This window comes from Methylophaga sp. UBA5088 (assembly GCF_002414625.1).
Lineage (GTDB): Bacteria > Pseudomonadota > Gammaproteobacteria > Nitrosococcales > Methylophagaceae > Methylophaga > Methylophaga marina.
On sequence record NZ_DIAC01000103.1, the window covers coordinates 35,746 to 47,148 of the forward strand.

Below are 11,403 nucleotides of genomic sequence, written 5' to 3' on the forward strand. Positions count from 1 at the left end.
CAATAGCGAACTGACAAAAAATCAGGCGGAATCTTATCTCGGACTACTCGCCAGTGATACCAGTGCCAGCCTGCTCGTCCCTCTGGAGAAAGCATTGAACGTGGCCACATCTACGTCGATGTCCATGCAATCGTTAGCCAGTGTTTCTAATACTATAGACAAACGTCAACTGGCTTTGGATACCCTAAAAAAGACCTTGAATCTGAGTCCTAATTTCCTGGGTACCTATGTTGCCTTTGAACCCAATAAGTTTGATTTTTCAGATGCTTTGTATCCATCAACCGTTGGTAGTGATAAGAGTGGCCGGTTTCTACCCTATGTGATTCATGGCGATAATGATGGTTTCACCGTCGAGAGTTTAGTTGGATTAGAAGACCAGACGCTTGACGATAATGGTGTGAGAGCCGGTGAATATTATTTATGTCCCAAAGAGTCCAACAAAAGCTGCGTTGTTGACCCTTATATCTATCCGATAAATGGGAAGGATGTATTGCTAACCAGTATGGTTGTACCAGTAACGAAGAATGGTAATTTTATTGGTATGACAGGGATTGATATCAGTGCTGACTTCCTACAGTCCAATATCGTGAAAGTCGATAAACAGCTCTATGACGGCGCTGGTGAGATTTTATTAGTTAGTCCAAAGGGCGTCATTGTTGCTGATAGTGAGAATCCAGAATTAGTCGGTAAAAATCTGAAGTCAGTCGACGCTGATCTTGTGAGTAAAGTTAACAATCTATCCATGTCAGATGAGAGTACTATTTTTGCTGCTGATGATGCTTTGAAAGTGTTAAAACCTTTCAAACTAGGTGATACGGGTACTCATTGGACTGTTTATATCTCCGTGCCTGAGTCCGTTATTTATGCTGATCTTCAGCAACAACAAGCCTTTATGGATCAGCAACAATCACGCTTTATCAGTCAGACGACTCTGCTGGGTTTTTTGTTTGCGATGATTGGTGTGGTCATTGTCTGGTTTGTTGCCAAAAGCAGTGTCAAACCTCTGCATGATATGACCGGTATTGTTGGTAAACTGGCCGGAGGCGAAGGGGATCTGACACAACAAATTACTGTCACTCGTCAGGATGAAACCAGTAAGCTGGCAAATTTATTGAATACCTTTATTCAAAAACTACAGACTTTGATTAAGGGGATGTTGCCGATTGGTAATCGCATAAGTGCCTTATCTGCTCAAGGTAAGCAAATTAGTCAACAAACCAGTGAACAGATGAATGAACAGAGCAGTTTACTGGATCAGATGGTCTCTGCAGTCACTGAAATGTCGGCTTCAGCTCAGCAGATTGCTGGTAACGCAGAGCGCACCGCAACATTAGTCAGTGATGCGCATCAATCAACAGAAGCGGGTGCGGATCTGGTGAGTCAGAATGCCCAATCAATCAGTGATGTGAAAAATAGTGTTCAACTCTCTGAAGCTGCATTGGATCAACTAGTCAAGAATAGTGGCGCCATTGCAGAGATTCTGGTCGAAATTCAGGGCATTGCTGAACAAACAAACCTATTAGCTTTGAATGCTGCGATTGAAGCGGCCAGAGCCGGTGAAAAAGGTCGTGGTTTTGCCGTGGTGGCAGATGAGGTGAGAGCGTTGGCGAATCGTTCACAATCAGCGACTGTGGAGATTCAAAATCGTTTGGCCTTACTGAACCAAGGAAATAAAGAAGCCTCTGTCGCTATGAAGAAAAGTGGCGAGCAGGTCGAGCATAGCGTGGAATTAGCGCATTCTGCTGCCAGCGCTTTAATCAAAATTAGAACCGCGATTGATGAAGTCTCTGAGATGACCTTACAGATTGCATCCGCGACAGAAGAGCAAAGCAATGTTTGTGAAAATGTCAGTGAAAATTTAACCCGTATTTCGGATTTGGTTCAGCAGACAGCTGAGGGTGCAAAAGAACTCAGTCAGGTCGGTAGCGATTTGGATGCCACAGCCAATGAGTTACAAACAGGCTTATCGTCATTTAAGGTATAAATTCTAATGCTCAGCCAGTAGCGATGCTGGCTGAGTTCAATCTGTCACAGTTCAAAAGTCGTGATGAGTATCTGGTATAATTGTGCGATTTTTATAATCGCTTTACCAGATGGGAAATCTGCTTTAAATGACTGTGCATCAACAAATTAAATCCTTACTTGAGCAACGTATTCTGATTCTAGACGGTGGAATGGGGACGTTGATCCAAAGTTATAAGCTGGAAGAAAAAGATTTTCGTGGTGCGCGATTTGCAGATCATCCCTGTGATGTAAAAGGCAATAACGATCTTTTGTCTTTGACCCAGCCGCAAATTATTCGCGATATCCATCGTGCCTATTTTGAAGCCGGTGCGGATATTGTTGAAACGAACACCTTTAATGGTACGTCAATTGCCATGGCTGATTACCAGATGGAAGATCTGGTTTATGAGTTAAATAAAATCTCAGCCGAATTAGCTAAAGAAGTGGCTGATGAATTTACGGCTAACAACCCAGACAAGCCACGTTTTGTCACCGGTGTATTGGGCCCAACTAACCGCACGGCCAGTATCTCTCCTGATGTGAATAATCCTGGCTTTCGAAATGTCAGTTTTGATGAACTGGTTGATGCATACATGGAAGCCATTCGTGGTTTGGTTGATGGCGGTGCTGATTTGTTGCTGGTCGAAACGGTGTTTGACACCTTAAATGCCAAAGCCGCCTTGTTTGCGATTGATCAGTTCTGCGAACGAAATGGTGTACATATCCCGGTCATGATTTCAGGCACGATTACTGATGCCAGTGGTCGTACACTTTCAGGCCAAACGGCCGAAGCATTCTGGAACTCGCTGGCGCATATCCAGCCTCTGAGCATTGGCCTGAACTGTGCACTGGGTGCGGAGCAGTTACGTCAGTACGTGGAAGAGTTAGCCAATGTAGTGACTTGTCATATCAGTGCTCACCCCAATGCAGGCTTACCTAATGAGTTCGGTGAGTATGATGAATCACCAGAAGTCATGGCAGCACAGATTAAAGAGTGGGCTGAGTCTGGTTTCTTAAATATTGTTGGAGGCTGCTGCGGTACCGCCCCTGCTCATATCAAAGCGATTGCTGATGCAGTAGAGGGTATTCAGCCTCGTCAGCCAAAGCAGAATCTACATCACTGCCGTTTGAGTGGTTTAGAACCTCTGAATATTACCCCTGACAGTTTATTTGTGAATGTAGGCGAACGTACCAATGTCACGGGCTCGGCGCGTTTCGCCAAGCTAATCAAAGAAGGCGATTACGATACGGCACTGGAAGTGGCGCGTCAGCAAGTAGAAAACGGTGCTCAAATCATTGACATCAATATGGATGAGGGCATGCTGGACTCGAAAGAGGCCATGGTCACCTTCCTTAACTTACTCGCTGCTGAACCAGATATCAGCCGTGTGCCTATCATGATTGACTCATCCAAATGGGACGTTATCGAGGCAGGTCTGAAATGTATTCAAGGTAAAGGCATTGTTAACTCCATCAGCCTGAAAGAGGGTGAAGATAAATTTATCGAACAGGCCAAATTGGTTCGCCGTTATGGTGCAGCGGTGATTGTGATGGCCTTTGATGAAGTCGGTCAGGCCGATACACGTGAACGTAAGCTGGAAATTTGTCGACGTTCCTATGAGGTGCTGACAGAGAAAGTTCATTTCCCACCAGAAGATATCATCTTCGATCCCAACATCTTTGCCGTCGCCACAGGTATTGAAGAGCATAATAATTACGCCGTCGATTTTATTGAGGCTGTTCACGATATTAAACAAAGTCTGCCACATGCGCTGATCAGTGGTGGTGTTTCCAACGTCTCATTCTCATTCCGTGGTAACAATCCGGTGCGTGAAGCGATTCATGCGGTTTTCCTCTACCACGCGATTAAAGCGGGCATGGATATGGGGATTGTGAATGCTGGCCAGCTGGCTATCTATGATGATCTGCCTGAAGAATTGCGTGAAGCCGTAGAAGATGTCGTCCAAAACCGCCGTGAAGATTCTACTGACCGATTGCTGGAACTCGCCGAAAAATACAAAGGCGAAGGTGGCAGTGTGGCTAAGCAGGAAGACTTGGCCTGGCGTGAGCTACCTGTCGTCAAGCGTCTTGAGCATGCTTTGGTAAAAGGCATTGCGGATTATGTTGAAGACGATACAGAAGAAGCGCGCCAACAATTTGCCAAACCACTGGAAGTGATTGAAGGGCCGTTGATGGACGGTATGAACGTGGTGGGTGATTTGTTTGGCGAAGGTAAAATGTTTTTACCTCAGGTGGTCAAATCTGCCCGTGTAATGAAAAAAGCTGTTGCGTATCTGATGCCCTTTATCGAAGCAGCGAAAGAAGAGGGCGACGATAGCAAAAATAACGGCAAGATTTTGATGGCCACCGTCAAAGGTGACGTACATGATATCGGTAAAAATATCGTGGGCGTGGTATTGCAATGTAATAACTTTGAAGTGATTGATCTTGGCGTAATGGTGCCAGCGCAGAAAATTCTTGATACGGCACGCGAAGAAAAAGTCGATATTATCGGCTTGTCTGGTCTGATTACGCCATCACTTGATGAAATGGTGCATGTCGCGAAAGAAATGGAACGACTAGGCATGGAAACCCCACTGATGATTGGTGGAGCCACTACTTCTTTAATCCATACCGCCGTGAAAATTGAACCGAACTATCATGGCTGCAGTATCTATGTAAAAGACGCGTCACGTGCGGTGGGTGTGGCTCAACGTTTAGTCACCAAAGATACACGTGATGCCTTTATTACTGATCTGAAAAAAGACTATGAAGAGAAGCGTTCAAGACATAAGGGACGTAAGAGCAGTCGACGTCAATTAAGTATCACGGAAGCACGAGCTAATAAAACCAAGATTGACTGGGCCGCTTATCAACCAACCAAACCTGCTAAATTGGGTCTGGAGGTGTTTGATGACTATCCTCTGGCTGAATTGGTGGATCGCATTGATTGGACGCCTTTTTTCCAATCCTGGGAGCTGGCTGGCAAGTACCCTCGTATTCTGACCGACGAAGTGGTTGGCGAGCACGCCACACATCTATTTGAAGATGCACAAAAAATGTTGCAGCAAATCGTCGATGAGAAATGGCTGACAGCCAAAGCGGTCATTGGCCTTTTTGCGGCGAATAGCGTGAATGACGATGATATTGAAGTGTATCGTGACGATAGCCGTGATGAGGTATTGATGACGTTGCATAGCTTGCGTCAACAAACCGAGCGTCCACCTGGTCGTCCAAATGCCGCTTTAGCCGATTTTATCGCGCCAAAAGATACGGGCGTCAATGATTATATTGGGGCGTTTGCCGTAACGGCAGGCATTGGCATTGATGAGCACGTTGCACGCTTTGAAGAAGATCATGACGACTATCACAGCATTATGCTGAAAGCGCTGGCGGATCGTCTGGCAGAAGCCTTTGCAGAACGCATGCATGAACGGGTTCGAAAAGAATTCTGGGGTTATGCTAAAGAAGAGCAATTAGACAATGATGCCTTGATTGATGAGAAATATCAGGGCATTCGTCCGGCACCAGGTTATCCTGCCTGTCCGGATCATACTGAGAAAGGTCTGTTATGGGAGCTGATTGATCCTGTTACCCATGCCGATATGACCATTACAGAAAGTTATGCCATGTTGCCAACTGCCGCTGTCAGTGGGTTCTATTTTGCCCACCCTGAGTCACGTTATTTTGGCTTGGGTAAAATCGACCAGGATCAGGTGGAAGACTATGCTGAGCGAAAAGGTTGGGATAAACAAACAGCTGAACGTTGGTTGGGACCGGCATTATCTTATGATGGAGATGACTAATGACGGTAAATGAGAATGACATTATTGATCTTCAAACGCGTTTAGCATTCCAGGATGGTTTGCTGGAAGACTTGAATCAAGTGATTATTGGCCAGCAAGATCAAATTTCTCGCTTAGAACTTGCCATTGAAACCTTAAAGGTGCAAATGCGTACTATGCAGACCTCAATGCATCAGAGTAATAATGGTCAGGAACATGAGATACCACCGCATTATTGAGCCATAAAGTATGTCACTGCCACAGCGTCACTGTTGGATCATACAAGGCGATATCGAATGGCTTTATCAGCAGGCATACGCTTTGTACCAGTCTGTGTCGTCATCAAGCTGTTTTTGGTTAAGTGATGCTGAGCACACCAATCAGACAGTGCATGTTAAACAGGCTCACCAGCATTTAGGGCAAGAGTGTGAGTTATTACTTTTTGAGGTAAGCAATAAGTTTGATGCCGATGCCTTCGGCGCAGTCGTTGGCTGTGTCAAAGCTGGTGGCACTGTCGTTATTTTATTAAACAGTACATTATCATCGACCCGATGGTTGAGACGATTTCTTCGAACTGCAACTGACTTTCCAGCAATTCAACAATTCCATCAGCCGCAGTCTTTACCCTCTATATCCAAATTACACGCTAAGAATATAACCACCACTATTATCGAGCCCACACAAGAGCAAGAGCAGGCGATAGCGTTGGTTCAGAGGGTAGTCACGGGGCATCGCCGTCGCCCGTTAGTGTTAACAGCGGATCGTGGTCGGGGGAAAAGTGCCTTATTGGGTATGGCTGCCGCTGAGTTGCTCAAAGCTGGAAAACAACATGTCCTGGTCACAGCACCAAGCCCGGCTAATATCCAGACGTTACTCTTTCATGCCCATCAGCAATTACCATCAAGTAAGTTAAGTGCAACGTCAGTGACATGGCAGGATGCCATGATTGAATTTATGGCACCAGATGCCATTTTACAGGCACAACCGACTACTGATTTATTGATCATCGATGAAGCTGCTGCTATCCCAGCTAATATGTTGGAGCAATACCTGATTCAATATTCGCGTTTGGTGTTCAGCTCAACTATCCATGGTTATGAAGGCACCGGGCGAGGGTTTGCTTTACGGTTTTATAAAACACTGGATAAGTTAGCACCGGACTGGCGAGCTTTAAGCCTACAACAGCCTATTCGCTGGGGTGAGGGAGATATCGTTGAGCAGTTCTGTTTTGCGGCTTTATTACTGGATGCTGAGCCGATTGATAGCCAAGAGATTGACGCTGCAACCTTAAATGAGCTGAACTATGTTCAGCTTGAACAAGGGCAGTTATTAAATGATGAAAGCCTGCTCAGGCAAGTCTTCGGTTTAATGGCTTTGGCGCATTATCGTACACGACCTTCTGATTTACATATGTTATTGGACCAGCCTGATATACGAATAGGTGTTTTACGTTTTCAGGGTAAAGCCGTCGCCACACTGTGGACTATCGCCGAACCGCAGCTTGAGGACACGCTTGCTCAGGCTGTTTATGACGGTCAACGGCGGTTGAAGGGCCATTTGCTGCCACAATCTTTATTAGTGCATACGGGAATCATTGATGCGGCACAGTGTGACTATCAGCGTATTAGTCGTATAGCGGTACACCCTGACTTTCAGCAGAAAGGTTGGGGACAGTATTTATTAAAATGCGCTGTTGCCGAAATGACTGATGACACAGATGTGGTGGGAGTGAGTTTTGCGATGTCGGAGGATTTGTTACATTTCTGGCACAAAGCCGGATTTGAAACTGTTCGGCTGGGTCAACATCGTGATGAGGTGTCCGGCAGTTTATCGGTGATGATGTTAAAAGCATTGACGCCAAGGGGGCAGACCCTGGTTGATAAGGCCCGTAAAATATTATCTTGTCAGTGGTCGTTTTTATTAAGCAGACAATGGGATGAGCTGGATGCTGAGTCGGTAATTCAGATTAGCCAGACATTGCTTGATGACGAAACCTTCAGTATTGATGTGTTGCCGCAGATACAGAGTTTTGCATTCAAGCAGCGTCCTTATGAGTCCTCGGAGTGGGCATTATGGCAGTGGTTCAGGTCTCAACTATCCAGCCCAGGATTTGAACAGTTACATAAAGAGCAGCAACAATTATTGATTATGTTGATTCTGCAAGGTTTGCCATTTGATAAAGCGGCTAAGCAACTCAAACTATCTGGTCGAAAACAGATCATTACACAATTAAGAAAAGCGGTAAGTCAATTACTCGACTTCGAAGCAGATATTAGTTCATAAGCAGTTTGACTATCACCCCACCAACTAACCAGATACCTGATAAAGTAACAAGTGTATTCATTACTATTTTTCCAAGGGAAAGTGACGTTTGATGATGTTGGCCTGATTGTGACCGTTTCCAGTCATAAAAAAGATAGCTTGAAATAAGTAAAAAGCCAATATTTAAAAAGAAATTATAGTTGAGTTTGAAATGGTCTTGCTCAGCAGGTGATGACCAGTTTTCAGGATTAGGTAATACATCAAATAATTGAAAGCCATAATGAAGTAACAGTGATGTTATTACCAGGCAGATAAACAGCATCATAAGGATGAATAAGGCCATTTTCCAACCGTAATATTTGGCATTAATACGAAGCACTGGCAGAACGACCATATCAGAAAAAATAAAAGCCATCACACCAGCGAAGGCAACTCCTTGGCCGTATAAAACAGCAGCCAGAGGAATATTACCCATTGAGCCAATGAAAGTGAAAAAAGCAGCGATTGGACCCACTAATGTTTGTTGTAAGACTGACCAGAAGTCTGGATTGTCTGTGCCTGCGCCGATGAATAGCCATTTAAAAAAAGCATCAGGGACAAAAGCAGAGATGATACCGGCAACAGTAAAGCCAATTAGTACATCTTTCCATACCATTTGCCATTCCATGACATATTTCTGACTGATTTGTTGCCAGATATCTCGGCTGAATAGTTGTGACCATGCATGTCCATCAGACTCATTTGCCTGCATATCCTCAGATTGATTATCACGAGCCTGCTTTATCAGGGATTTAGGGTTGGTTAAGTAAATAAACAACCAAGCGATCAGAATTAATAAAATTGCGCCTAGGTATTCACCAATAACAAATTGCCAGCCTAGAAAAATGGCGATGACAAAACCCAGTTCAATAACCAGATTCGTTGAAGCCAGCATATAAGCCATAGAAGCGGCGAAAGTGGCGCCTTTTTGGAATAAGGCACGTGTGGTGGACAAAGCAGCAAAACTGCATGAGCTAGATATAAAGCCGAATAGTGTGCCTGTTGATATGGATTTAAGATCATCGCCTCCCATAAGCTTTCGCATTTCTTTTCGAGAGACCATGACTTGAATAATACTGCTGACGATGTAGCCAAATATAAATGCCCACAACGCCATCCAGAAAAAACCAAGACTGGTTAGAGAGGCTTCAGACCATTTTTCCAATAGTTGCAAAATAATCTCCCCTGGAAGGTATAAATCTACCGTATCAGGAGATGGAAATAAGGTAAACCTCGCCCGATGCTAGAACCTTAATGTTAAGCGGTGTGAGACTTTCCCCCCGGCAGGGGCCTGAAAAGCAGTAACCGTCTTCCAGTTGAAACAAAGCACCGTGAGTTGAACATTGGATATGGGTTCCTTCCAGCGACATAAACTGATCGGGTTGCCAGTTCAGTGGGATACCTAAATGAGGGCAAAAATTTAAATAAGCTCGCACCTCACCATCTTGTTTCAGTAAAAAACAGTCCAGTGTTTTATCGTCTTCCAGCTCAATGTTAAACCCCCGCGTTTGGTATTCCTTGAGCTCATTTTTATTACAAAGATAGATTTCTGTCATAACGGTAATAAATTCTCCAGTCCTTCCTGGCCACATTTTTTGCCTGCCAGGCGACAAGCAAACGAAAGTGTCTCTTCATCAGTTAGTTGTTTTATCATTCCAGAAATGATGCCGGCATTAAATGTATCTCCGGCGGCGAGCGTATCAATCACGTCGTTAGGAGGGACAGCTGGACTAAAAATGAGCACATCATGGTTTTTTAACCAAGCCCCCGTTTCACCCCAGGTACAAGTCATAAGACTCGGCAGGGATAAACTCTGAAGAAACAGCTCAGCGGAGTCATATCCCTGACTGAGCACATAAGGTTTAGAGAATAACAGTACATCTGCCAGAGGAAACAGTTTTTCTATACCTTCACGTGGTTTCTCTATTTCCAGAGAACAAGGTAAGTGTGGGTAATGTGTTTTTAACCATCGCAGCATTTTGTCGAGCTCATCGACATTTCTACCTTCAAAATGAATCCAGTCAAAGCCAGCCAGATCTTGTTGTGAAAAAAAGTGAAAATCCAGCTCGGGACAATCACGGTAGTGCACGATGGTGCGACTGCCTGTTGGCTTGCTCACCGTGATGTAAGAGGTCGGTAACTTACCTGTAGAGAGTTGCTTACAGAATCGATAGCTGATCTGATGAACGTCTAGATCTTGTTTAACAATAGTGGCATCGCTTTCGTCAATCAACACGCCAGACCAGGCGCATTGATGGCCTAACTGACTGAGAACGACCAGTGTATTTGTCGCATTTCCACCACGACGAATACTCTGGCTGATAGCTCTGATCTCATCATCTTCGTGAGGATAGCCGTTAACACGGTTGATGATATCTATGGTGGCGATACCGACAGCTAAAATATTTGCCATAAAGTGAAGCCGGCCCTTTAGGGCCGGTATCTGTGTTGATGGATTAGATGTTATCGAAAACAGCACCGACGGCATTGGTGATTTCATCAATATCACCTGTGCCAGGAATGGCGTGAAGCTTATGCTGTCTTTGATAGTAACCAATTAATGGCGCAGTCTGTTCTTCGTATACTTTCAGACGATTACCAATGGTTTCTTCATTATCATCAGCGCGCTGAAATAATTCGCCGCCACAGCTATCACATTGGTCTTCTTTTTTAGGTGGTGACAGGTGGATATTATAAATGGCACCACAGTCTTTACAGGTACGACGACCAGTTAAACGTTGCATTAACTCTTCAAAAGGAACGTCTAGTAACACAACACCCTGCAAAGGTTGGCCTAATTGCTCAAGCATGCTGTCTAAGGCTTCTGCCTGGGCAATATTGCGTGGGAACCCATCAAGAATATAACCATCTTGAGCATCTTCTTCTGATAAACGCTCGCGAATCAGACCGATAACAATATCATCCGATACCAGAGCACCCGCATCCATCGCGCTTTTGGCTTGTTTGCCTAACTCTGATCCCGCTTTTACTGCCGCACGCAGTAAATCACCCGTAGAGATTTGTGGAATATTGAATTTCTTTGATAACACAACGCCTTGTGTGCCTTTACCGGAGCCTGGGGCACCGAGAAGAACCGTTCTCATTGTTAGCCTCTTAAATAGATTAATTTTATGTTGAACTCTAATGCTCAGTCATCATAACGGATTCCAAACGCTGGATTTGTTTGGCAACCTGCCTGAGTAAATCCGGAATTTGGTATTCATTCAAGCCCAGCAAATCCCAAGCTGCTGGGTCTAGCGGAGGAACATGGCTGTCGCCACTATGTCCGAAGGGCACGGAAGATACCAAGATG

General features: G+C 44.8%; 8 protein-coding genes. 4 read left to right on the top strand and 4 right to left on the bottom strand.

Annotated elements, in window-relative coordinates:
* The 4 genes from B4K20_RS12970 to B4K20_RS12985 all read left to right on the top strand — a co-directional run.
* The coding region (locus B4K20_RS12970) for a methyl-accepting chemotaxis protein (RefSeq protein ID WP_289283192.1) at positions 1-1,984 on the top strand (1,984 nt) is incomplete at its 5' end.
* Between the two features lie 127 nt (positions 1,985-2,111).
* A complete protein-coding gene (metH, locus tag B4K20_RS12975) occupies positions 2,112-5,810 on the top strand; it encodes a methionine synthase (RefSeq protein WP_289283193.1) in 3,699 nt (1,232 codons plus the stop codon).
* On the top strand, positions 5,810-6,028 hold the full coding sequence (locus B4K20_RS12980) for a SlyX family protein (RefSeq protein ID WP_286303914.1): 219 nt from the start codon (positions 5,810-5,812) through the stop codon (positions 6,026-6,028). Before metH ends, B4K20_RS12980 begins: the two co-directional genes overlap by 1 nt.
* A gap of 10 nt (positions 6,029-6,038) precedes the next feature.
* Positions 6,039-8,072: a tRNA(Met) cytidine acetyltransferase TmcA gene (locus B4K20_RS12985; protein ID WP_289283194.1), complete on the top strand. Its 2,034-nt coding sequence runs from the start codon at positions 6,039-6,041 to the stop codon at positions 8,070-8,072.
* On the opposite strand, the gene B4K20_RS12990 is transcribed toward B4K20_RS12985, so the two are convergent.
* Genes B4K20_RS12990 through B4K20_RS13005 form a run of 4 tightly spaced genes read right to left on the bottom strand, consistent with a single transcriptional unit; the run spans position 8,062 to position 11,194 of the window.
* A complete protein-coding gene (locus B4K20_RS12990) occupies positions 8,062-9,264 on the bottom strand; it encodes a permease (RefSeq protein WP_289243185.1) in 1,203 nt (400 codons plus the stop codon). The genes B4K20_RS12985 and B4K20_RS12990 overlap by 11 nt on opposite strands.
* 34 nt (positions 9,265-9,298) lie before the next feature.
* A complete protein-coding gene (locus B4K20_RS12995; protein ID WP_289243186.1) occupies positions 9,299-9,646 on the bottom strand; it encodes a Rieske (2Fe-2S) protein in 348 nt (115 codons plus the stop codon).
* Positions 9,643-10,503 (bottom strand): PfkB family carbohydrate kinase, encoded by an 861-nt coding sequence (locus B4K20_RS13000; RefSeq protein WP_289243187.1) that lies wholly within the window; start codon positions 10,501-10,503, stop codon positions 9,643-9,645. Before B4K20_RS13000 ends, B4K20_RS12995 begins: the two co-directional genes overlap by 4 nt.
* A gap of 43 nt (positions 10,504-10,546) precedes the next feature.
* A complete protein-coding gene (locus tag B4K20_RS13005; protein WP_286303921.1) occupies positions 10,547-11,194 on the bottom strand; it encodes an adenylate kinase in 648 nt (215 codons plus the stop codon).
* Between the last annotated feature and the right edge of the window lie 209 nt (positions 11,195-11,403).

What these genes read in the sequence shown, in the direction of transcription:
- metH (WP_289283193.1), top strand. Translation starts at nt 2,112, where the DNA reads ATGACTGTGCATCAACAAATTAAATCCTTACTTGAGCAACGTATTCTG.
- B4K20_RS12980 (WP_286303914.1), top strand. Translation starts at nt 5,810, where the DNA reads ATGACGGTAAATGAGAATGACATTATTGATCTTCAAACGCGTTTAGCA.
- B4K20_RS12985 (WP_289283194.1), top strand. Translation starts at nt 6,039, where the DNA reads ATGTCACTGCCACAGCGTCACTGTTGGATCATACAAGGCGATATCGAA.
- B4K20_RS12995 (WP_289243186.1), bottom strand. Translation starts at nt 9,646, where the DNA reads ATGACAGAAATCTATCTTTGTAATAAAAATGAGCTCAAGGAATACCAA.
- B4K20_RS13000 (WP_289243187.1), bottom strand. Translation starts at nt 10,503, where the DNA reads ATGGCAAATATTTTAGCTGTCGGTATCGCCACCATAGATATCATCAAC.
- B4K20_RS13005 (WP_286303921.1), bottom strand. Translation starts at nt 11,194, where the DNA reads ATGAGAACGGTTCTTCTCGGTGCCCCAGGCTCCGGTAAAGGCACACAA.